Source organism: Desulfobacca acetoxidans DSM 11109, assembly GCF_000195295.1.
GTDB lineage: Bacteria > Desulfobacterota > Desulfobaccia > Desulfobaccales > Desulfobaccaceae > Desulfobacca > Desulfobacca acetoxidans.
In genome coordinates this window covers 716429-736928 of the sequence record NC_015388.1, presented here as the reverse complement: position 1 = coordinate 736928, position 20500 = coordinate 716429, and the positions used below count along the sequence as shown (strand labels likewise).

Sequence of the window (20500 nt, the reverse complement as noted above, 5' to 3'; positions counted from 1 at the left end):
ATTGTGTGGAGATGCTCAGCATGGAATATTTCCTGGGGCTGGGGACCGGCCTGGTTTTAGGTGTGGGCGGTACGTTAGCTGTGGCCAAGTTTAGGAATTTATTCAAAAACTCGGAAGTAAAAAAACTGCGGGACGAAGTCCGGCATCTCAAGCGTCGCCTGGATGAAAAAGACCGCCATGTCTCCCGTATGCTCACCGAGACCGAAAAGTTGGTCCAGGGCCTGTCCCAACTTCGAATACCGCCGCCGTCCCAGCTCCAATAACCTCAAGGTTTCTAGACAGCCGGAGAAGGGAGAATTCTCAATATGGCCAATACCAATATCTCTGTACGCGGCGCCCTGGCTGGCGGACTCACCGGCTTGGCCGCTGATCTGGCCATCGCCGAACTGACCGGACACCACATCCTCACCGGTCTGTGGGAACTGATCGGGGCTGGAGTGGGCATGTTCCGATTAGACCGGCGCATCTATGAGGCCATTCAGGACACCCTGAGAAGAGCCAAGGTTCAAGAGGATGAAGACTACCGTCAGGTAGCAGAACGCATCGATGAAATGACCATGGACCTGCCAGAGTTGCGGGAGACCATTCTGCGCCTGGTGGAAGCCGGCATCTCGGCCCAAAAGGCCTAAAAAGAGTTTGACCCAAAATCGGTTTTTTTAAAGGATAATAGCTGCTGGCAGCATGGGATGCTACTAGTCAACGTTCGAATTTGGGAATAAGGTTACATGGCATTAGGGATAAATCTGCTCTTTCGGATGGGCCGGAAGCTGGTGGCTGCGCCATTGGAGGATTCCGGCCTCCTTCCCAACAGATATTACTATTCCCAGGCGTTGGACGCCCTCGAGGGAAATGATTTTCCCGAATGCCTCCGTTACCTGCGCCTGGCCGGAGCAGACCAGAGACGCAAGGCCCGTTTGGTGTCCCAGCTCCTCATTCTGCGCTGTCGCATGCTTCAGGAGCAGCATAAACTGCACGTCCAGACCCTGCAGGAGATGCTGCGGATTAACTGCGGCGACGGCTTGGACCGCCGATACCAGGAAATCCTCACCGAAGAACAAAAGGCCATCGGGCTTCTCGAGGGTTATGTCCGCGATGCCCAGGGTCTTTTTGCTTTAATCCCAAACTCAATCTCGGTGACGCCGCATTGAAAACAAGTCAACCGCAGCTAAACGACCCCACCCTAATTGACCAGGAGGCGATTGACCAAGCGTATATGTGCCTGGCCATCGGAGAGGCGAAGAAGGCCTCGAGTCTTCAAGAGGTGCCGGTGGGAGCCGTAGTGATCGATAAAGCAGGAAAGATTATCGGTCAAGGCCACAACCAACCCATCGCCAGCCACGATCCCTCCGCCCACGCCGAAATCGTTGCTCTACGTCAGGCGTCAGCCTGCAGCCGAAATTACCGATTGCCCGACTGCACAATGTATGTTACCTTAGAACCTTGTATAATGTGCATCGGAGCCGTGTTGCAGGCCCGACTGCGGCGGCTGGTCTATGGCGCCGACGATCCGAAAGGCGGCGCCTGCGTTTCTCTCTACCGCCTGCCCGAGGATACCCGCCTAAATCATCGGCTGGAGGTCGTTCGGGGGGTGTGCGAGGCTGAGTGCCGCACCCTGCTGCAGGAGTTTTTCCGCCGGCGCCGACTGTGAGTTAGTACCATCATATCGAAGGAGATATTGACGGTCACCTTGCAGGAAATACTGCGGAGGGGTACCGAAGAGGCCGTAACGGGGTCGACTCGAAATCGACTTGGGGGCTCATCACTCCCACGTGGGTTCGAATCCCACCCCCTCCGCCAAGTTTTATATATGATATCAAATAATCATTTCTAAAAATCAGGCAGTATCACAGGCCTCCAAGAGGCTCCGACCCCCACAAATCATGCCCTGATGAGATGCAAAAACATTGCCCCCGCAGGGAGGGCGGCTTTTTTTGTAAAACAAATGCCTTATGACCTGCCCGTTATTCTTTTGACATTTTCTTAGCTACCAGATAACATGGTAGATTAAGGTATTGTGAAAATATTATCAAAGGCTGCCCTATCGCTATTATGAGGTAAAACGGGGATGTTCTCTACGGAAGCTGACGCCAGGATGAAAATCGATCAGCTTCTGAAAGAAGCCGGTTGGAATATTCACAATAAAACCCAGATATCCACCGAGGAGGCAGCGGCGGACGGCAGGGCCGACTACCTTCTGAAAAACTCCCGCACGCAGCCTCTGGCCGTAATCGAAGCCAAACGGTTTACCACCGATCCTTACAGCGCCAAAACCCAAGCAAAAGCATACGCTCAAGCCCTCTCCGCCCCTTTTGTTATCCTTAGCAACGGTCAGGAGCATTATTTCTGGGATTACGCCGACGGCGATGCCCGCCCGGTTCTTGGAATTCCCAACCAAGCAGATTTGGATCGTCGGGCTAATCTAAAAATTCACCAGATTCACCGCATATCAATGCCAACTAAGGGCTTTTAAGGTGCCAAAAATCCCACCCCAAGAACAGCGCTATATTGTGGATTATCTGAACAGCCTCCAGGTCAAAGCCGACGAGTTAAAACGCCTGCAGGCAGAAACCGAAGCAGATTTAGCGACACTTGTCCCGACGCTCTTCGCTAAGGCCTTCCGGTGTGGAGTTGTAAGAGAAATTTAATCATGGCTAAAAATATTCATGAGATTCGTGACTCTATTCATGTATTCATCCGTTTGGACGATCAGGAGCGGAAAGTCTTAGACTCCCGTCCCTTTCAACGCCTCCGTCATATTCATCAACTGGCGCTCACATACCTCATATATCCCGGCGCCACCCATAAGCGCTTTGATCATTCCCTGGGGGTAATGGAACTCGCTAGTCGAATCTTTGACGTGGTTACAAATCCAGATAATGTCACAGACGATGTAAGGAATTTGCTTCCGGAATTAAAAGATCAGAATAAACTCCAGTATTGGAGGCTTGTTCTTCGCATGGCGGCACTTTGTCATGACATTGGGCATCTTCCATTCTCCCATGCTGCCGAAAAAGAGTTACTACCTGAAGGTTGGAACCATGAAAAATTAACTCGTGAGATTATTCAAAGTAGTGAAATGCAGGAAATATGGAATAGTATAACTCCTCCACTTAGAGCTAATGACATTACAAAACTTGCCGTGGGCCCAAAGGAGGCTTCGGACCTAACATTTACAGATTGGGAAACTATTCTATCGGAAATTATTGTTGGAGATGCCTTCGGTGCTGATAGAATGGATTATTTACTAAGAGATTCACATCATATTGGTGTGGTTTACGGTAAATTTGATCACTATCGTTTAATAGATACGTTAAGGATTCTATCATTTTTACCATCATGCGAAAAAGGGGCTTCAGTAGAGCCGGCACTTGGTGTTGAAGAAGGTGGCATTCACACCTCTGAGGCCCTGATGCTAGCACGTTATTTTATGTATTCACAAGTTTATTGTCATCCAGTTCGTCGTATTTATGATATTCATTTAAAGGATTTCCTTAAGGAATGGCTACAGAATGGCAAATTTTCTACTGATATACAGCAACATATTAAAATGACAGACAATGAAATTACAGTAGCATTTATGGAAGAAGCGTTTGATGAAAGCAGGCCGATTCATCAACACGCTCGTAGGATTCTACGGCGAGAACATTTTAAAGTGATTTATGAGCGCAACCCCAATGATGTGAGGATCAATCCTGAAGCAGGGCAGTCAGTCTTCAATGCTCTCAAACAAGAGTTCGGAGAAGAACATTTTCGGCGTGACCGTTATCCACAAAAAGGAGGTGCTCCCGATTTTCCGGTCCGGCTCAGAGGCGGGCAGATTGTTTCGTCACTTGCCAAATCGGATACATTAAAAAGCGTTCCCATCGTCTCAGTCGACTACGTCTTTTGTGATCGCAAGATATACGGGAGGGCAGACGAGTGGCTGAAGGCAATCCGGGATAAAATCATACTACCTAAAAGAGAGGAGGATATTAATGGACAGAATTAAAAACGCCGCAATAATCCTGAGGCTGATTGATAAATTACGGGAAAAAGGGAGCTGGTGTGGCGAAACCCATATTCAAAAGGCCACATTTTTTCTTCAAGAGCTCATGCAAGTTCCCATGGAGTTTGATTTCATTTTATACAAGCACGGACCTTTCTCGTTCGACCTGAGAGATGAACTTACTGCGTTGCGCGCAGATGGTCTAATCGAGCTTGAACCACGATGGCCGTGTGGCCCTAGATTAGCCTCAACGGACCTCAACGAATATATTCAAAAATTATATTCAAACACAATTGCACGGTATGACAAGAAAATTACTTTCATTGCCGAGATACTCGGCGACAAAGGAGTGACAGAACTCGAACGTTTGGCTACGGCATTATATGTTACTAAAAACAGAACCTTTGAGACCTTAAACGCTGAAAGAGCTGAAGAACTCACAGAACTGAAGCCACATATCACGCTGGAAAGCGCCAAAAATGCTATCGAGGAAATTGACAGTATTACGAACGAGGCGAGGGTGCACATTAATTGAAGCTGAGGCAAAAAGGAAATTTGTCTCCATTACCCTCGCCCCACTTAGTGGCTAAGGCCTTTTGGGGGAGTTGTAACTTTTTTTAAATGTTCCAAGAAAAAGGATATTTCCCCTGAATGACATTAGAAGATGTGGAAAAGTTGGAATTGACCAGATTGTGTCAGGAAATTCATTATCTTACCCCAGAATTTGGCTCTTGTTTGATGCAGGCTGGAGCGATTTGTTTGGAAGATCAGGGTCATTTCGTCGGTGTTAATCTAACAATTAATGGCGAATTTAACAGAATCTTTGCATTATATTGGCCTGCTGTTACTGACCAAATGCGGAGGACCTGGCAGGATGAAGAAGTAGCAACCGAACACGGCGCTTATGGAATAGCTTTTCTCTTAATTCTGGACCTCACTGGATTAACAGTCATTGAAAGATCAATTAAAGGGACTGGTTTTGATTATTGGATTGGAGATGACAGCGGGGAGTTATTTCAAAATAAGGCTCGTTTGGAAGTCTCCGGCATACGTAGAGGAGATGATAGCTCCATAAAGGCGAGGGTGAAAAAAAAGATCAAGCAGACCCAAATATCTGATGGCTTTAACTCGGCTTATATTGTGGTTGTGGAATTCAGCCGACCTATTTCCCAGATAGTGAAAAGATGAAAAGTATTACACAACTCCATCGAGAAGCTATGAATCTGGCAGAATTGGCCTTTGCTGCTAAATTACAGGGAGACTTAGAGAAATCAAAGGCCCTGCTTCAACAGGCTTTTGAACATGAATTTAAACCAGCACAATTGATAGCTAAAGATTTGAGTGCCGAACCGAGTCGTGCGATTCTCCATAGAAGTGCCGCCACCCTAGCAATGGATTGTGGTTGTTTAAGGGAGGCAGAACGCCTGGTGGCAACGGGACTTGCTGGAAATCCCCCGGACCAAATCGCTGATGAACTCCGGGACCTGTTTAATCAAATAAATTTTCTCCGGCACTTGGAGCTGCGTGGCATTTCTTTAGAAGCCAATGAGTTTCAGCTTGCTATCGATGGTAAGGTTGTATCCCATGGAATGGCCCAAAGCGATGAATTTGTTGAGAGAGTTAAGTATACGGAAACACTATTATCTAGAACTGCGCAGCGCAAGGCAGGGAGACCATACCAGGAAAAAGGGAGAACTAAAAAAGATATAAAAGAAAGTTTTGAATTATATTTGTCAATACCGCGAGCGGCAAGTTTTGCCGTGACATTCAGAATAGGCGTCCCACAGCAACAACTCCTATTACCTGGATTTGATATCCAGTCAGATATCATCGATGAAATAATGGAGTGTTTAGAATTTGCATATTCCGACTGATTCCGGCCACTGATTCCGGAGTAATCCGGCCACCCATTCCGATTCAATCCGGCCACTGATTCCGCTGGAAGGCGGCCACTGATTCCGGGCGAATCCGGCCAACTCTTGTAGCACGGCCCAAGCGAAGCACGCTGATATAATCACCCAAGCATTGAGTATGACGATCGCAGATAAAGTCTGACCGGCGGCGGTTTGCGCTTTGGGGACTTAGCCCGCCAGCCTTGGCCGGGATAAGTTTATTGGTGCCATGAGGGGCGGATTCGGCCTGCCCCGCAAACGCTTGGTGCCGGCAGGCCGAATCCGCTTTGGCCGGCCGGCGGCTGGAATGGCTGCCTGCTTCACCCAGGCGAATGTCCTGAAAATAACCGGCTTGGTCAACATATAGGCGATGGTCAATTTACCCAACGGTGATATGTATCCTCTGTATTATTATAGGAGGAAGCATATGCCAGCAGAGAGATTATCTATGCGTAAGATAAAAGAGATTCTCCGGTTAAAATGGAGCTGTGGATTAAGTAATCGAAAGATCGCTCAATCATGTGCTATCTCCAGATCCACCGTCGCCTTCAGTATTGGTGGACGACCTCTGCTGGTGACAGCGTTTTGTTGGTGGTTTCCAAGAGGAGTTTACCGTCGATGAGCAGTTCCCAGCGGCGATTTTCCTCATCCGGATCACAGGCCACCCGGCCCTGTTGGTCAAGCCTGAGTTGATAATAGCGGCTCAGTTGCCGTTTTTTCAGATAGTCGTGGAGATGAACCAGGGTTTCCGGATGAGTGAGAGTCTTCCCCGGCATGTGCAAGCCGGTTTCCTGGTTCTGCAAGCGAGCCAAGCGACCCCGGATATACTCCGTGGCTACGGCCAGTTTCCGCTGTCGGGTTTTTTTGGTCTGCCGGGCAATTTCGGCCTTATAGGCCACGACAAAGCGGCGGCCGTCAAGGGTGACTTCCCGGAAACATTCTTGCTCCTCCAGGGGGGTGCCATCACTCTTCCACCGTTTGATTTGTGCCTGAACATCCTGAGCCGTGGCCTGGATGGCCTGCCGGGAGATGAGATTATGCCTCAAAGGCCGGGCGACGATATAATCCAGCTGAGCTTCGCCCAGGACCGCCAGGTTGTCTTGGCTGAGCAGTCCCCGATCACTGACCACGACGCAGCGTTGCACCGGGAAGCGGGCTTTGACATCGAGAATAACTTTCCGGAAGATCGCTTTATCAGTGGTTTCTCCAGGAAACACCTGATGACAGAGAGGAATACCATCTTTGGTCATGACCAGTCCCAGCACTACCTGAGGGCAACCGGAATGGTCCCGATCATAGCCGTAATTTTGCAACGTCGGTTTATCCGATTGGGAGGAGGGATTTCGGACCTTATCCGCTCGCTCAATCTCACAATAGCACGAGGTCAGGTCGTAAAAAACCAAGTCCAGGGGTGCGTCGAAGAGGGTCAGGATCGGCCAGGCCAGTTTGGGCTCCAATTCTGCTTTGTGTTCAATGAGAAAGTCCAAAGAGCGTAACAAGTGATTATAATCAACCTGCTGCCGGTCGATACCGGGAAGGTGCACCCCCTCGAGCCAATCCAAGAGGTGGAGTTTGGCCATGGGATCTAAGAGACGCTTGGCTACCATAACTTTGAGGTTGGCAATGACATCGAACTCGAACTGCCTACCCTGGAGGAATTTTTTGAAAACCTGGGTCCAGTCCATCTCCTCCCAGAGGCGGAAGATGGTATAAATGGAGCCGAAATCCAGGCTACCCGTAGGAGGGATGCTCTCTTGCGGCTTTGCTTCTTCGAGTTTAAAGAATATTTTCAATCCTGCGATAATTTCTTGGATTTGTTCAGAGGAGTATTGCGAAGCCGAGCCGAAGTTAACCAGAATCCGCTGCCGAACTTTGCCCTCTTTAGTCCGGTAAGATTCGACGATGTGGAGGGACTGATAAATCTTATCGCCCCGTTTTCGAGTGGTCGTCCGCAAGTACATGACGCCACTATAGCATGGTAGCTTAGATTGTCAATATATAAAGATATTATATATATTTAGTATTATATGCCGACACTACAGGATGGTGATTTTTCGTATCTAACCGATTGAATTTGTTCAGGGGCAACCTGGAATTTTGCGTTATACTGATAATCTCCGGTAATTTCTCATTAGTCAGCTTATTTTTTTGAAATCCGAATTTTTTTGCTTTTAGTCCCACTAAGATTCTCTACGTTGCCCGAAACACCGATAGCGCGCATGGCTGCCACAGCGACATCCATATCCGTCTGCGGAACTTTAAGTACCTTCTGGGGCGCTTCAGAAGCCTTGAGCCGGCGTGCCGCCTTTTCCAACTTTGCGGCATCTCCGCTACGTTCAATCTCAGTTGCACGTTTACCACTTGCCGTCAGGGCATCAAGGCGACGATTCCCTGAAAGCTGAACTTCGGTTTCCCCTTTTTTTCCGGCGGCTTTGGTTTTTGCTTTCTTGTGACTCTCGGTTTCACCCATGACCAAATTCTCCTTATCTTTATATTCTAAATCTGAGATATATTGATCTTAGCTCCAGCCCGCCTTCGATCTGATCTCTCTTCTCACTGCCATCTTAGACCGAGACTTCAAGGGATAGTTATAAGGGATTTTATTGTCTTTCTTGATATAAAACCCCTGTCTTCCTTAACTTCCTCAGCAAATCATTAACAGTTATTTTCATATCTGCATGATATTTTTTTATTACCTTTGCATATTCTATTAATAAGGTCCATGAATCATCAACATTTTTTGCTAAGGTGGGGTCTTTAGACTGCTGATAGAGCCTAAACCAGAATTCATTTTTTTGAACTAACTCATTATTTAACCTTATTGTATCTATCATAGCGCGAGCTTTTGTATACGTTGTAACAATTGACTTGCGCAATTCAACATCAAATATATGGCCGATTAATATTGCATTGCCAGTATATATTGTAAAATAGTCTTGAAGTATTGGAAATAAATAATTTAAAGGATGATTATCTGGTAAGGAATCAATTTTCGCACCTAATTCACTTGAGTAATGTTCCCATAAAGTTTCAATCTCGTCGTGAATTGCCTGTAGCAAAGCCTTTATAATATTTTCCTGATTGACCTTCTGCAGTTCTAAATTTTTTGCAAATGTTTTTTCAACTGCTCTAAAAGTATATCTTCCGCCTAAATACGCCGCTAATAAAGCCGCAACTACAGAACCTAATGCAGTAAAAAAAATTTCTATTCCTGTCATTGGTACCCTTTACTCTTAAATTTTATATCTTTCAGAAATCAGGAGGCCAGAGATTTTCCCTTTTGAGCCGGCGTTCAATAACTTCTTCCGAAACTCCAAAAGGCTTTCGGAGTACAGGAGACACCCGAGAAAGAACTGCATCAGGGTCTTTTTTCAGATACGTTGTCAATTCTTTATTCTGTTTAATCAGCTTTATTACTCCATCCAGCCGAGCTTTGAGAAAATTGTGGGGTACCAAGAAACGACCGGCAAATTCATTCGCTTGCCACTCGAAATCGCCATACTCGTCCTCTGGTACATTTATGATAAAATTTTTCCATTCTTCGGCGGAAGTAAGGTTTAATTTCAGGTAAACATCCTTATGAAGAATATAATGCCCAAGTTCATGCGCTAAAGAAAACCTCAAACGGTTGGCATATCTTGCTTCCATGTAGGAATCATAGTCAACTACGATGCCGCTTAAATCCATTTTCAAGTAAGCATCCATATCAATTAGATTTAACAGACCATGGGTCGGTTCAACATTAAGCTGCAGTTTTAATTCAATTATTTCCTCCATATCTATGGGTAGTTTTTCTTTGGCCCAAAGCTCATCTCTTGCCCGATCGGCAATATCCCATATGATTTTTTTGTCAATCCAGGCACACCTAAAATCCTTATAGTTCAATATCTTTATCCTTTCTTAAGATTTCTATGAGGACCTCCAGTTCTTCTTGTGTGGGTTTATCGCTCCTGATGGTGCGAAAAAACATTGGTAGGGCGTTGACTATCTGTTGATCTGATAAAATGTCTTTGGGGATCAGTCCTGCATCAATATTGGCGCTGTCCCGCAGTTCTTTCCAAGAGTCAGAGTTTAAGGGGATTTCCAGGACCTGGGCTATTTCCTGGAGCTTTTCCTCATCCTGAGGAGGTGAGAGCAAACCTCTCTCGACCTTGCTCCAATTGCTGGCATCCACATTCAGCCTTCGGCAAAATTCCCTTAACGTTATGCCCTGACTGACCCTCCTCCTTTTAATAAATTCGCCAAACATTTCTTCCTCCTCACCGTTGCCTCCATGGCTTTGCAAAATTATCAATTTTCTCTTTGTGGTAATTATAATACCACAATTAAATGAAGTCAATAAAATTTCGCCCAACTTTAAAAGGAAGATAGACAACACCAGCTTTTTGAAAGCAGGCTCATTAAATGGAAAGAGCAAAGAAGGTTTTAGGAAATCTATTTAGCAGGTGTCTAGATAGATTAAAATTTTTTGTTTTGTACTAATTCATTTTTCTTGGCACTCCTCTCCGAGCTACCAAAATAATACCCCACCACTGAAGTGGCGATAGAAGATAAGGCCCCGATAACCATAAACAGGACTTTCTCGTTGGCACCGTCCAGCCTTGTCGCTCCCGATACCCCAAGAGGTTAGCCTTGGGGAACCAGGCGATGGTTGCGGCGTTGCCCTGGTTGCCGCCTAGGACCTGGATGCGGGTGGCGTCTTCGGCCAGGTAGAAGCCCACATGCCCGGCGTTAGCTTTTCGGGAAAAGACCGCGATGGTCCCCGGTATCGGCTCGTCGGCAGCGACGCCCCAATTGAGCCAGGACCGAGCCCAGGCGGAGTTGGTCCGGGATTCGATGCCGGCCTGTTTGAGTACCCAATTCACGAAACCACAACACCATGGTGTTTCGTTATTCTCATTTCCCGGCCGACCCAGGGGCGTGGCTTCCAAGTATTCTACTATCCGCAAATTATCACTAGTTTCAGGAGCCCCTTTGACGCCCAGTTCCTGCCAGGCGATTCTCAACCACGCGGGTTCGAAACCCACCCCCTCCGCCAAAAATGTTTTTTAGTAGTTGACAACTAATAAGCAAAAGGTCACACTAAAGAAATATTTCTTTTCCGAACCGTCCTTTTCCCGGAGAGATGCCCGAGCGGCTGAAGGGGCGCGACTGGAAATCGCGTGAACGCCCAAAAGGTGTTCCGAGGGTTCGAATCCCTCTCTCTCCGCCAGCTTTATGGAAACAGAGGGCGAGCGCCATAAGGCTTTGTACTCCTCTCAGGACTTTTCCCTACCAGGCGCGAGATAATACAGACAGGATACTAGCCCGCCGTTCTTACCCTTCTGACACCAACTCGGTATTCTTGCAACAGAATTATGTTCTTGAGACAGACACAGGACCGAGGCTGCGGTATCCGGCTCGGGTAATAGTGGCGAAGTAAAAGGGCGGACCGATTCCTTCCTGCAAACCCGAGACTTTTTCCAAAAAATCCCGACACAAACAAGCCAATTCGTCCAGACCGGCGCCTGCGATCAGGGCCTTATGGAACCGCATTTCCATGCTCAGATTGCGGGGCATTACCAGCAACGGCTTTACCGGGGTGATTTTGAACGGCAGGGCGTTGTTTTCGCTTTCCACCAGATAAATCTGATACTGGTGGTCTGGGTCTTCCAGGGAATAGCCGGCGATGATGAAATTGAGCCGCCGCAGCTCCTCCTCTTTTTCCGGACCATGCACCGCCAGATAGTCAGCGTAGCGCGCCGACAGAAAAGGCTCGGCATATTCCAGGATGTCCTCCACGGCCAGCAGCCTGCGTTGGACTACCTCCTGGCGCAGACCATGGGTGAGCGGTATGCTGACGCCGGAGCCGCCGCTAACGATGCCGGCGTAGCGGCCTAAAGGAAATAGTTTCTCTACCGAAAAATATTCTTTCTCCCCTCGAGCATTAAAACGGGTAGCTCGGCTGTCGGAAGCCATGATAATGCCGTGTCGGTTGAATCCCGCCAGGGTCTGGGTCATTTTTCCTGCCTCAGGTCGGTAAGAACTGCCTCAATTTTGGCTTGCAACGTTTTGAGTTCTTCAGTGGCGATAGTCCAAACGATCTCATAATTGATACCAAAATAGTGATGAATCAACTTATCCCGAGCCCTGGCCATATCCCTCCAGGGTATCTGGGGAGAAGTTCTTCGCAACCGAGGAGACAGGTTTTTAACCGCCTCACCGATGACCTCGATATTTCGTATAACCGCATCCTGGGTTTTGGTATCATGCCAGAATTCCTCATAGGATAAATCGGCCGTATAAGCCTCGAGACGATTTAAGGCCTCAATAATATCCAGCACGTAATCGTGGTCACGGCGTTTAGACATAAATGAGTGACTTTTTAATATCCCGCACGATAGGCTGATGGCGAGGATTTGCCTCACTTCGGGTCAGGGTTTCGAAAGTCGTCAGGTCAACTTTGCGACCCAAAGCCTTTTCCAAATCAAAAGCTAAAGCGATAAAATCAAACCCCAGGGGTTTTATCAGGTGCACCAGGATATCGACGTCACTCTGCCCATGAGACCTTGCTTTGGCAAAGGAACCATAAAGAGCCAACCTTTGGATACCATACTTTTCTCGTAACTTAGGTAGTAGTTCTCTCAATAAGTTTAAAATCTGAGCCTGAGAAAGTTCCTGGGGTCGCTTATTTTTATCGGGTTTGGTTCTCATAAGCAGTTTTTTTTCAAAAGCACGATCCTATTGGTATTCGTCCCTTTCTTGAGATTGTCCACTCCCCAGCAATTGGCAGTCTTAGTAAAGGCCTGATTGTTGATGATAACCATGAGAGGCTTCAGTCCGGCTGCCTGAGCCGCAGGCACCACCAAAGTTTCCAACAGCAGTTTCCCCCCTCGAACCTCGCCCACTTCAAAGGCCACATGGCCCCCAGGCTTTAAGACTCTATTCAGTTCGGCAAAGACCTGCTGCATCCGTTCCTGCCACTCCAGTGGTCTTTTCACCTGCCAGATCCGGACCTGGGAGGCGTCCAGGCCATTGAACCAACACCTGAGCCAATTATCCGTCTGATAGTTGACAATGTCAAGGAAGGGTGGAGAGGTGACGACCAAAGACACGGTCTGATCCGGGATGGCGGGAGTATTCTCAGCCGAGCCGGTGAGCAGGAGGGCATGGGGGGCGTTTTCTTTCAAGGCCTGCCGGTCTGAAAGCGTCAATTTGCCCAGCAGGGAACGGCTTTTCTTTAGGATAATATCCGGAACATTTCGCCAGGGCGGGATTTGCTGGCGTTTTTCATTAATCCGCTGCTGTGACGCCACCGACACCGCCTGATTGGGCGGCATGGTATAGACAGAAAAAAATCCCTTGGAATGCCCGGTCAGCCGGTTAGTGGCCACCAGGCGAATCCAGGCATCGATCCGATCAAGCTCACCTCCCCCGGCCCGCTCTAACAGATAAGTGCGCAGATTGGTGATGGCGCGCAGGGTCTCAGGGTGATAGAAAACCAGCAGGTCATCCAAGATGTCAACCGGCTGATTAAAATCAATAGCAGTAAGCCTGGATTTCACTTCTGAAATATCCGGTGGGTTTAATCGGGGACGTATCAGTATCTCACTCAGGGGGTTGATATCGCAGCCGATTGGCACCCTCCCCCACAGAGCCGCCTCAATCAGGGTGGTGCCCCGCCCCATGAAAGGGTCGTAGACCACTTCGCCCAAGCGCGTCAGGCGCTCGATAAAAAATCGCGGCAACTGCGGTTTAAAACAGGCCCGATACGATATTTCGTGCAGAGAATGGGCCGCCCGCTGTTTGGCAGTCCAGAATTCATTAATATAGACCGGAATGTTGACTGCCTGGTCGGGGAAGACAAAAACTTGGGTTGCCTTGCCGAACTCATCAAACTTTTCAATTTCAGCGACAAACTCCGCCTCAGAACAATGCAGATTACAGGGTCCGACAGAGAATAAATCAAGCTGGTTATGCGTCATAAAAAATGCGCCCAAGTAAATTTATGGCCTTGGTGCGGCTTATTTTGGTGGTAATTCCAAGTTCACCGTTTATCCACCATTCTTCCACAATCAGCTATGGTATTCGCCGAAATTGAATATTCCGTCATTTTTTTTGGCTTTTACGTTGATTTTGGAAGGCAAGATATTTATGTTCTCGTTCAAGACGCCGTTCGCGAGTTCCATAAATAAAAGTTCCCACTAAAGAGGCTAAACTTATACCGCCGATTGTCGCTCCTGCAGCATCATGACCAGAATAAATACATAAACCGCTAGTTAAAAGGCCGAGCGTTCCCAGAAACCATCCCGCTAAAATTCCGAGTAAACTATTTCTTCCTTCTATAGATAGCGCTTTAACTTCCAACCTTTGCCTATGATTTGATTGAGCCTCAGCCATTAAAAATATTCGCTGGGCCGCTCCAGGCAAAATAGATTCATAGGCTTCTAATTCTGAAGGAAGAGGTAGTGGCGCCGATCGGGCTGCACTTAGAAATTGTAAATTATTAGGACTTGGAGAACTGGATGGGAGTGGGGAACAAGAGGAAAGGTCCCCTTTGTTTTTTTTATTCTGCCGGTTTTTTGGCATATAAGTTCACGGCAGTACTTATATCATCACCAACAGTGCGCCAATCGGAGAATAAGGCTTTTCTATCAGCTTCTTCGGGTGTAGGAGAATCATTATAGACAACCATTGTGCCACCGATGTCAACAACTCTGGCCAAGCCTTCAAAAAAACCAAAGCTTCCAAAGAGAAATAAATTAGTCATAATCCACCCGTGGGAGGATTGTATCTAGAATAATCATCCAATGTCAAACTAAAAATTTATAATTACCCCACCTTGGTTAATTAACTCTTTTTTCAATTTTATAACTGAACCAAATCCGCTAGATTCTCCAGAACAGTAGTTTATACTGTCCCTTTCATTCCACTATCCAGAATTTTCCAATAAACTGCCATCCATGAGAATTTGAAAATGATACATTACTATTTTTGGGCTTCTTTAATTGACAAGCTTTTTGATAATATTGATGGCCAATTAATAGGTTTTATCTAAATATGAAAGTTCTTATATTCAAAAAGCCAGGGAAAAGATTCACCGCCGCGGGACATACACCTCCCGTGCCTTGATGCCGTCGGACGGTCCCACCAGGCCCTCTTTTTCCATCATTTCGATGATGCGGGCGGCCCGGTTATAGCCGATGCGCAGCCGCCGCTGCAGCATGGAGATAGACGCCTGCCGGGTCTCGGCGACGATTTCAATGGCATCGGCGTATTTCTCATCTTTGTCCCCCATCTCCTCCTCTTTGGCCTCTTCTTCCTGCATCTCTAAGATGCCCACCTCAAAAACCGGCGCCTGCTGGGTTTTAAGATACTCGACCACCCGTTTGACCTCGTCTTCAGAGACGAAGGCGCCGTGGATACGTTTCAGCCGGGAGGTGCCGGGCGGAATGAAGAGCATGTCGCCCATACCCAGGAGGCGCTCGGCGCCGATGGTGTCCAGAATAGTGCGGGAGTCCACCTTGGAGGAGACCTGAAAAGAAATCCGGGTGGGGAAGTTGGCTTTGATGAGGCCGGTGATGACGTCCACCGAGGGCCGTTGCGTAGCCAGGATCAGGTGGATGCCGGCGGCGCGCGATTTTTGGGCCAGGCGGATGAGATATTCCTCCGTCTCCCGGGAGGAGACCAGCATCAGATCGGCCAATTCATCAATGATTATGACAATATAAGGCAGCAGGCGCAGCTTTGGCTCATCCTCGTCATCGGTATAGACCTGCTGCTCTTTGATCAGCTTCTGATTATAGTTTTCGATATTGCGCACTTCCATATCGGAGAGCAGACCATAACGCCGCTCCATCTCCTCCACCGCCCAGCGAAGGGATGTGGTGGCCACCTTGGGATTGGTAACCACCGGATGCAGGAGGTGAGGAATACCTTCATAGGTGGATAATTCAATGCGCTTGGGGTCCACCATGAGGAAGCGCACCTCTTCCGGGGTAGCCTTATAGAGAATGCTGATGATCATGGCGTTAAGCCCGACGCTCTTGCCCGTGCCGGTGGCCCCGGCGATGAGCAGGTGCGGCATTTTAGCCAGATCCGCTACCACCGACTGGCCGGTAATGTCCTTACCCAGGGCAATGGTCAGGCGGGAAGGGGATTTGTGGTAGATCTCATGGCTGAGCACTTCCCGCAGGGTGACCAACTGGCGTTTGGGATTGGGAACCTCGATGCCGATGACCGCCTTGCCCGGCACCGGGGCGACAATGCGGATGGACAGGGCCTTGAGGGCCAGGGCCAGATCATCAGCCAGACCGGTGACCTTGCTGATCTTGACACCCAGGGCCGGTTCGAATTCGATCATGGTGATCACCGGGCCGGGGCGGATGGCCACCACCTTACCTTCTACACCGAAGTGCATCAGCGTGTTTTCCAGCTTCCGGGCCTGGGCCAGTAGGGCTTCCTCCTGAACCTGCTGATCATAAGGCGGCGGCGGAGACAGAAAATCCACCGGCGGCAACTGGAAGTTACTGATAGGCGGCATTTTGGCCTTTTGGGTGCGTTTGCCGGATTTTTCCGGTCCTCCGGGCGCAGGTGCCGGTTCCGGCGTAGAGGCCGGGGGAGTTTCTAGAACAGGACTGGCAGGACCAGCCGAGGCAATAGGAGGTGCAGCTTCCTGTTTGACCGAATGATTGATCTCCAAGGCGGTAACTTTGGATAAAGATCGCTGCCGTTCGATGACCGGTTCCCGTTCACCTTCAGAGTGCGGCGCTGATGGCCGGGACCGGGCCAGGTTTCCCAACACTCCCGCCAACCGACGCAAAACGGCAACATAGGAAAGACGCGTAACACCCATAAAAGCGGCCAGGGAAGCAGCCGTCAGTACTAACACCGTCCCGGCTAGATTCAACACCGGCTGCGACAGGTCGGTAAGCCACCTCCCCATTGCGCCGCCTCCCCATAGCAGACCGCTCCCCCAGTTGAGGACAGGCCAACCCAACGCCAGAAGACCGGCGCTGGTCAGTGGCAATGCCAGGTAGGCAACCACCGTCCAGGGCGACAACACCCCGGCGGTCCTCTGGTAACATTGCAGGGCTAGCCAGCTCACCATGATGGGCAGCCAGAAAGCCGCCAGACCGATGGCGCCCATGAGCCAGGCCGACAATAAAGCCCCCGCTTTACCGGCCCAATTCGCTACCGCCGCAGCCTTGCCGAGGGCCGCCAGGGTTTGGGGGTCCGCCGGGTTGTAGGAGGCCAGGCTCAAAATCAGAAAGGCATCCAACACCAGGAGGACGAGGGCACCCAGTTCCTGACCGAGTCGCCGAACCGGGGGCGGTGCAATCGGTGGGGCTGGCCGACGGGAAACGGCGACGGCCTTCTTTTTTACTTTTTTATTGGTAGGCATAGAAAAATATTGGATTTTAATTGGCTCATGGTAGCCGCTCGGAAGCCGGAATGCAACGTCTATTAAAAAGTGAAGTCAGCATACTCAGCAGCGCCTCCAACGGCGATTTTTGAGGCATTATTGCCAATGAACCTTTCTCGCAGGAGATAATTTTCAGCTAGCGCTTACGGGGAGGAACTTCGAACCAATGGTCCGCTTTTAACTTTTGCAAAGCCCAGGCTGCGGGCGAAATTACCCCAAAAGTCAAATTCCGCCGGGACAACGTAGCGCGCTGCCGGAACGTGGCGTCGTGAGGGAGCCAGGTACTGCCCGAGGGTCAGATGCTGAACTCCTGCCTGTCTGAGATCGTGCAACACCTCGGAGATTTCCTCCCCGGTCTCTCCCAGACCTAACATCAGTCCGGATTTAGTGATAGTTCCGGGCTGGATCGTTCTGATCTGCGCCAACAACCGCAAAGAACGACGATAATCGGCACCGAGCCGGATGCTCGGGTAGAGCCGGGGAACGGTCTCAATATTGTGACCCCAGACATCCGGGCCAGCGGCGGCTACGGCCTTCAATGACTCGGTCTGACCCTGAAAATCCGGGGTCAGAAGTTCTAGGACGATGCCAGGAACCCCGCGGCGCACTACCCGCACTACTTTGGCAAAGTGCGCTACGCCGCCGTCCGCCAGATCGTCGCGGGTAACCGAGGTTACGACCAGATGCCTCAACTGCAACTCCTGCGCAGCCCTGAGCAGTCGCCAGGGTTCATCCTCCTCCACCTCCCTGGGTTTGCCGGGCCGGAGATTGCAGAACCGGCACCCCCGGGTACAAATCTCTCCCATGATAAGAAAGGTTGCCCTCCCCTGGGACCAGCAGTGCGCCTGATTGGGGCACCGAGCTGTCTGGCAAATAGTTCTTAACTCCAGGTTTCTCAGTCGATACGCCAGCTTTTCAGACTCTGCACTCCGCTCCGGGCTTAACCTTGAACCCAAGAGCCCCTGCAGCCACTCTGGATAAGCCATAATACCCTCACTTATCCAAGGCAACCCGGCTGGAAGGACAAAACAACATCCTCAACTTCTCCCGCAAGATCTCTAATATTTTTGGCCTTTTTTTTCCCTTGTGGTCACCCCGAGCTTATCTTTGTTTATTGTACCAAATTATTGGCAATATTACCTCCAATAAAAAAACGCGGTATGCTTCCCGCCGGTAATGACGGCATAGTTGAGACCGGTCCTGTTTTTAGAATCAGAAAATGTCTGTCCTATTGCCACGGCTTAGGTAAATGGAAGAGCATGAAATATTTTTCACAATAATAATTTTTTCTTGACAAGAACAATGAATAACCGTATTTTGCAGGTAAGTGGGAGAAAGTGGTACTAAGTGGTTAAATTTGGGGAATAGGGGGCCACATTGTTTCGGGGGCGCTTTTTCCATGTCATGGATGACAAGGGGCGCATTACCATCCCGCCGCGCTACCGTGAAATCCTTCAGGAGCGCACCGACAGGCATCTCATTGTCACCAACCTGGACGGCTACCTGATCGCTTTCCCCCAATCGGAATGGGAGGTCATCGAACAGCGATTAAGCCAGCTTTCTTTTCTCCGGAAGGATTTTCGTGCCTTTCAGCGGCTGTTTGTTTCCGGAGCGTCTGAATGTCCATTAGACCGGCAGGGCCGGATTCTCCTCCCACCCAGTTTACGGGAATATGCTAAGTTGGACAAGGATGTTGTTTTAGCAGGGGCGGTGCGTTGTTTTGAAATCTGGGACCGGCAGCTTTGGGATCAGGAGATGACGCGTATTGAAGCCATGGACAGTGACGAAGTGAGAAAGGAATTAGGGATCTAGCCATTGATACGGGAATTCTCCATGTCCCGGTGATGGTGCAGGAAGTTCTGGCGGAACTGCAGTGCCAACCCGGCCACATCTATGTCGACGGCACGGTTGGGTTGGGTGGACATGCCGAGGCTATTTTGCTCAGAAGCTCTCCTACCGGTCAGGTAGTGGGCTTAGACCAGGACTCGGCGGCCCTGCAGATTGCGGCCCTGCGATTGCTCCCTTACGGTCCCCGGGTATATCTCATTCACAGTTGTTATACGCAGTTGGCGGAGATTTTACAGCAGCGGCGGATAGAATCCGTCGACGGCATACTGCTTGATCTTGGCATCTCCACCGAACAGCTCAAGAGCTCTGGCCGTGGTTTCAGTTTTAAAGGGAAGGAACCCTTGGACATGCGGATGAATCCTGATGTTCAGACAACAACGGCCGCTGATCTGCTCAACACCGAACCTGAAGCCCAGTTAAGCCGGATGTTCTGGGAACTGGGGGAAGAGCGCTGGGCCCGCCGGATTGCCCGCAATATCGTGCGGGCGCGTCAACAGGCCCCCCTGATAACCACCAATCAATTAGTGGAGGTTATCCTCCGATCCCTCCCACCCAAGACCGGTATGAAACGGATTCATCCCGCCACGCGGGTTTTCCAGGCCCTCAGAATTGCAGTTAATCAGGAACTGGAAAAAATATCCGCGTTTATTCCCCAGGCTATCAAGGTCCTGGCCCCGGGCGGACGGTTGGTGATTATCGACTATCATTCTCTCGAAGACAGGATTGTAAAGCGGGCCTTTATCGAGGCGGAGCGGGCTGGATCAGTCCGCCGTCGATATAAAAAACCGCTGATTCCCGGCGAAGCGGAAGTCGCTAGCAATCCCAGCGCCCGCAGCGCCAAGATGCGGACAGTGGAGAAACTGCCCGCTTCCCCGGACAAAAACCTAAAAACCGGTTCAAGGAGGTGACTCAACCCGATCGTTTAGTCTACGGTGCATGCTTCCCCTGTAATTCAGGCGGTTCTTCTTGCCAACCACTCACCTGCAAGGAAAGGATCGAGGCGCCCATGGCTCGCAACAATGTTCGCACGATTGCATTAGACAAAGTACTCTTGGGTGATAATCGACGGTTCGCTTCAGCCAGTCCGGTTCCACAGATTGGGGCGGCAAAAATGATGGTCATTATCGTCCTGCTGGCCGGTCTGGTTTTTACCGGCCTGCTTTTTACCTGGTCGCATCTGCAATATCTCGAACTCAGTTCCCAGATCTCGCAGACCTACAATGACCAGAAGGAATTGCACAATTTAAACCGCAAGCTGCGGATAGAACTGATGAATCTGAAATCTCTGGCTCGGTTGGAAAGTTTGGCTACGGAAAACTTCAGCATGGCACCACCGGAGTCACATCAGGTGGTCAACCTGAGGTAAACGCC

Annotated in this window: 26 protein-coding genes, 2 tRNA genes and 1 pseudogene; 15 read left to right on the top strand and 14 right to left on the bottom strand. The window is 49.5% G+C overall.

Annotated features, from left to right (window positions below; all coding sequences use genetic code 11):
* Nucleotides 1–11: 11 nt before the first annotated feature.
* The 11 genes from DESAC_RS03130 to DESAC_RS16725 all read left to right on the top strand — a co-directional run bounded on the left by DESAC_RS03130 (nt 12) and on the right by DESAC_RS16725 (nt 5859).
* A complete protein-coding gene (locus tag DESAC_RS03130) occupies nt 12–263 on the top strand; it encodes a hypothetical protein (protein ID WP_041283771.1) in 252 nt (83 codons plus the stop codon).
* 42 nt (nt 264–305) lie between these two features.
* Nucleotides 306–629 (top strand): hypothetical protein, encoded by a 324-nt coding sequence (locus tag DESAC_RS03125; protein WP_013705625.1) that lies wholly within the window; start codon nt 306–308, stop codon nt 627–629.
* A 96-nt stretch (nt 630–725) separates the two neighbouring features.
* Complete coding sequence (locus DESAC_RS03120) at nt 726–1148, top strand: hypothetical protein (RefSeq protein ID WP_013705624.1); 423 nt, start codon at nt 726–728, stop codon at nt 1146–1148.
* Nucleotides 1145–1648, top strand: coding sequence for a tRNA adenosine(34) deaminase TadA (gene tadA, locus DESAC_RS03115; RefSeq protein WP_013705623.1), 504 nt, complete (start codon nt 1145–1147; stop codon nt 1646–1648). Before DESAC_RS03120 ends, tadA begins: the two co-directional genes overlap by 4 nt.
* 55 nt (nt 1649–1703) lie before the next feature.
* Nucleotides 1704–1797: transfer RNA gene (locus tag DESAC_RS03110), tRNA-Ser, on the top strand.
* A gap of 268 nt (nt 1798–2065) precedes the next feature.
* Complete coding sequence (locus DESAC_RS03105) at nt 2066–2470, top strand: type I restriction endonuclease (RefSeq protein WP_041283768.1); 405 nt, start codon at nt 2066–2068, stop codon at nt 2468–2470.
* Nucleotide 2471: 1 nt separating this feature from the next.
* On the top strand, nt 2472–2645 hold the full coding sequence (locus tag DESAC_RS16185; protein WP_169311492.1) for a restriction endonuclease subunit S domain-containing protein: 174 nt from the start codon (nt 2472–2474) through the stop codon (nt 2643–2645).
* A 2-nt stretch (nt 2646–2647) separates the two neighbouring features.
* Entirely contained in the window at nt 2648–3988 is a 1341-nt protein-coding gene (locus tag DESAC_RS03100; RefSeq protein WP_013705622.1) for an HD domain-containing protein, read from the top strand.
* Nucleotides 3975–4520, top strand: a complete 546-nt coding sequence (locus tag DESAC_RS03095) for a hypothetical protein (RefSeq protein WP_013705621.1) — start codon at nt 3975–3977, stop codon at nt 4518–4520. Before DESAC_RS03100 ends, DESAC_RS03095 begins: the two co-directional genes overlap by 14 nt.
* A gap of 116 nt (nt 4521–4636) precedes the next feature.
* Nucleotides 4637–5173 carry a hypothetical protein gene (locus DESAC_RS03090; protein ID WP_013705620.1) on the top strand — a complete coding sequence of 179 codons (537 nt, stop codon included), beginning with the start codon at nt 4637–4639 and terminating at the stop codon, nt 5171–5173.
* A complete protein-coding gene (locus DESAC_RS16725; RefSeq protein ID WP_218915704.1) occupies nt 5170–5859 on the top strand; it encodes a hypothetical protein in 690 nt (229 codons plus the stop codon). The genes DESAC_RS03090 and DESAC_RS16725 overlap by 4 nt, the downstream gene beginning before the upstream one ends.
* Nucleotides 5860–6428: 569 nt before the next feature.
* Here DESAC_RS16725 and DESAC_RS03075 read toward each other — a convergent pair.
* The 6 genes and pseudogenes from DESAC_RS03075 to DESAC_RS03050 form a co-directional block, all read right to left on the bottom strand.
* Nucleotides 6429–7838: pseudogene (locus tag DESAC_RS03075) on the bottom strand (IS1634 family transposase); the annotation flags it as partial.
* Between the two features lie 179 nt (nt 7839–8017).
* On the bottom strand, nt 8018–8347 hold the full coding sequence (locus DESAC_RS03070) for a hypothetical protein (protein ID WP_013705617.1): 330 nt from the start codon (nt 8345–8347) through the stop codon (nt 8018–8020).
* A gap of 130 nt (nt 8348–8477) precedes the next feature.
* Nucleotides 8478–9095 (bottom strand): hypothetical protein, encoded by a 618-nt coding sequence (locus DESAC_RS03065; RefSeq protein ID WP_013705616.1) that lies wholly within the window; start codon nt 9093–9095, stop codon nt 8478–8480.
* A 31-nt stretch (nt 9096–9126) separates the two neighbouring features.
* Nucleotides 9127–9762 carry an ImmA/IrrE family metallo-endopeptidase gene (locus DESAC_RS03060; protein ID WP_013705615.1) on the bottom strand — a complete coding sequence of 212 codons (636 nt, stop codon included), beginning with the start codon at nt 9760–9762 and terminating at the stop codon, nt 9127–9129.
* Nucleotides 9752–10252 (bottom strand): helix-turn-helix domain-containing protein, encoded by a 501-nt coding sequence (locus tag DESAC_RS14975; RefSeq protein ID WP_148231170.1) that lies wholly within the window; start codon nt 10250–10252, stop codon nt 9752–9754. The genes DESAC_RS03060 and DESAC_RS14975 overlap by 11 nt, the downstream gene beginning before the upstream one ends.
* A 103-nt stretch (nt 10253–10355) precedes the next feature.
* Nucleotides 10356–10904 carry a TIGR02594 family protein gene (locus DESAC_RS03050; protein ID WP_013705613.1) on the bottom strand — a complete coding sequence of 183 codons (549 nt, stop codon included), beginning with the start codon at nt 10902–10904 and terminating at the stop codon, nt 10356–10358.
* Between the two features lie 92 nt (nt 10905–10996).
* On the opposite strand from DESAC_RS03050, the gene DESAC_RS03045 reads away from it, so the two are divergent.
* Nucleotides 10997–11089 (top strand) — tRNA-Ser (locus tag DESAC_RS03045).
* Between the two features lie 143 nt (nt 11090–11232).
* Here the strand turns inward: DESAC_RS03045 and DESAC_RS03040 are convergent.
* From DESAC_RS03040 to lipA, 8 genes are all read right to left on the bottom strand, one after another.
* Entirely contained in the window at nt 11233–11877 is a 645-nt protein-coding gene (locus DESAC_RS03040) for an Ntn hydrolase family protein (protein ID WP_013705612.1), read from the bottom strand.
* Entirely contained in the window at nt 11874–12227 is a 354-nt protein-coding gene (locus DESAC_RS03035; protein WP_013705611.1) for a HepT-like ribonuclease domain-containing protein, read from the bottom strand. Before DESAC_RS03035 ends, DESAC_RS03040 begins: the two co-directional genes overlap by 4 nt.
* The gene (locus DESAC_RS03030) at nt 12220–12570 is read right to left on the bottom strand and encodes a nucleotidyltransferase family protein (RefSeq protein WP_013705610.1); all 351 of its coding nucleotides are present in this window, start codon (nt 12568–12570) and stop codon (nt 12220–12222) included. The genes DESAC_RS03035 and DESAC_RS03030 overlap by 8 nt, the downstream gene beginning before the upstream one ends.
* A complete protein-coding gene (locus tag DESAC_RS03025; RefSeq protein WP_013705609.1) occupies nt 12567–13841 on the bottom strand; it encodes a DNA methyltransferase in 1275 nt (424 codons plus the stop codon). The genes DESAC_RS03030 and DESAC_RS03025 overlap by 4 nt, the downstream gene beginning before the upstream one ends.
* Nucleotides 13842–13965: 124 nt before the next feature.
* On the bottom strand, nt 13966–14445 hold the full coding sequence (locus DESAC_RS15640; protein ID WP_013705608.1) for a DUF2335 domain-containing protein: 480 nt from the start codon (nt 14443–14445) through the stop codon (nt 13966–13968).
* The gene (locus DESAC_RS03020; RefSeq protein ID WP_041283765.1) at nt 14423–14626 is read right to left on the bottom strand and encodes a hypothetical protein; all 204 of its coding nucleotides are present in this window, start codon (nt 14624–14626) and stop codon (nt 14423–14425) included. The genes DESAC_RS15640 and DESAC_RS03020 overlap by 23 nt, the downstream gene beginning before the upstream one ends.
* A 327-nt stretch (nt 14627–14953) precedes the next feature.
* Nucleotides 14954–17260 (bottom strand): DNA translocase FtsK, encoded by a 2307-nt coding sequence (locus tag DESAC_RS03015; protein ID WP_013705607.1) that lies wholly within the window; start codon nt 17258–17260, stop codon nt 14954–14956.
* A 164-nt stretch (nt 17261–17424) separates the two neighbouring features.
* A complete protein-coding gene (gene lipA, locus DESAC_RS03010; RefSeq protein ID WP_013705606.1) occupies nt 17425–18267 on the bottom strand; it encodes a lipoyl synthase in 843 nt (280 codons plus the stop codon).
* Between the two features lie 391 nt (nt 18268–18658).
* Here lipA and mraZ point away from each other — a divergent pair, with 391 nt between their 5' ends.
* From mraZ to DESAC_RS02995, 3 genes are all read left to right on the top strand, one after another.
* Nucleotides 18659–19093 (top strand): division/cell wall cluster transcriptional repressor MraZ, encoded by a 435-nt coding sequence (gene mraZ, locus DESAC_RS03005; RefSeq protein ID WP_013705605.1) that lies wholly within the window; start codon nt 18659–18661, stop codon nt 19091–19093.
* Nucleotides 19081–20037, top strand: coding sequence for a 16S rRNA (cytosine(1402)-N(4))-methyltransferase RsmH (gene rsmH / locus DESAC_RS03000; protein WP_308726345.1), 957 nt, complete (start codon nt 19081–19083; stop codon nt 20035–20037). The genes mraZ and rsmH overlap by 13 nt, the downstream gene beginning before the upstream one ends.
* Nucleotides 20038–20135: 98 nt before the next feature.
* Nucleotides 20136–20495 carry a cell division protein FtsL gene (locus DESAC_RS02995; protein WP_013705603.1) on the top strand — a complete coding sequence of 120 codons (360 nt, stop codon included), beginning with the start codon at nt 20136–20138 and terminating at the stop codon, nt 20493–20495.
* The last annotated feature ends 5 nt before the right edge of the window (nt 20496–20500 follow it).

Coding starts and splice junctions, on each gene's coding strand:
- DESAC_RS03130 (WP_041283771.1), top strand. CDS start 12: ATGCTCAGCATGGAATATTTCCTGGGGCTGGGGACCGGCCTGGTTTTA.
- DESAC_RS03125 (WP_013705625.1), top strand. CDS start 306: ATGGCCAATACCAATATCTCTGTACGCGGCGCCCTGGCTGGCGGACTC.
- DESAC_RS03120 (WP_013705624.1), top strand. CDS start 726: ATGGCATTAGGGATAAATCTGCTCTTTCGGATGGGCCGGAAGCTGGTG.
- DESAC_RS03105 (WP_041283768.1), top strand. CDS start 2,066: ATGTTCTCTACGGAAGCTGACGCCAGGATGAAAATCGATCAGCTTCTG.
- DESAC_RS03100 (WP_013705622.1), top strand. CDS start 2,648: ATGGCTAAAAATATTCATGAGATTCGTGACTCTATTCATGTATTCATC.
- DESAC_RS03095 (WP_013705621.1), top strand. CDS start 3,975: ATGGACAGAATTAAAAACGCCGCAATAATCCTGAGGCTGATTGATAAA.
- DESAC_RS03090 (WP_013705620.1), top strand. CDS start 4,637: ATGACATTAGAAGATGTGGAAAAGTTGGAATTGACCAGATTGTGTCAG.
- DESAC_RS16725 (WP_218915704.1), top strand. CDS start 5,170: ATGAAAAGTATTACACAACTCCATCGAGAAGCTATGAATCTGGCAGAA.
- DESAC_RS03070 (WP_013705617.1), bottom strand. CDS start 8,347: ATGGGTGAAACCGAGAGTCACAAGAAAGCAAAAACCAAAGCCGCCGGA.
- DESAC_RS03065 (WP_013705616.1), bottom strand. CDS start 9,095: ATGACAGGAATAGAAATTTTTTTTACTGCATTAGGTTCTGTAGTTGCG.
- DESAC_RS03040 (WP_013705612.1), bottom strand. CDS start 11,877: ATGACCCAGACCCTGGCGGGATTCAACCGACACGGCATTATCATGGCT.
- DESAC_RS03035 (WP_013705611.1), bottom strand. CDS start 12,227: ATGTCTAAACGCCGTGACCACGATTACGTGCTGGATATTATTGAGGCC.
- DESAC_RS03030 (WP_013705610.1), bottom strand. CDS start 12,570: ATGAGAACCAAACCCGATAAAAATAAGCGACCCCAGGAACTTTCTCAG.
- DESAC_RS03025 (WP_013705609.1), bottom strand. CDS start 13,841: ATGACGCATAACCAGCTTGATTTATTCTCTGTCGGACCCTGTAATCTG.
- DESAC_RS15640 (WP_013705608.1), bottom strand. CDS start 14,445: ATGCCAAAAAACCGGCAGAATAAAAAAAACAAAGGGGACCTTTCCTCT.
- DESAC_RS03020 (WP_041283765.1), bottom strand. CDS start 14,626: ATGACTAATTTATTTCTCTTTGGAAGCTTTGGTTTTTTTGAAGGCTTG.
- DESAC_RS03015 (WP_013705607.1), bottom strand. CDS start 17,260: ATGCCTACCAATAAAAAAGTAAAAAAGAAGGCCGTCGCCGTTTCCCGT.
- lipA (WP_013705606.1), bottom strand. CDS start 18,267: ATGGCTTATCCAGAGTGGCTGCAGGGGCTCTTGGGTTCAAGGTTAAGC.
- DESAC_RS02995 (WP_013705603.1), top strand. CDS start 20,136: ATGGCTCGCAACAATGTTCGCACGATTGCATTAGACAAAGTACTCTTG.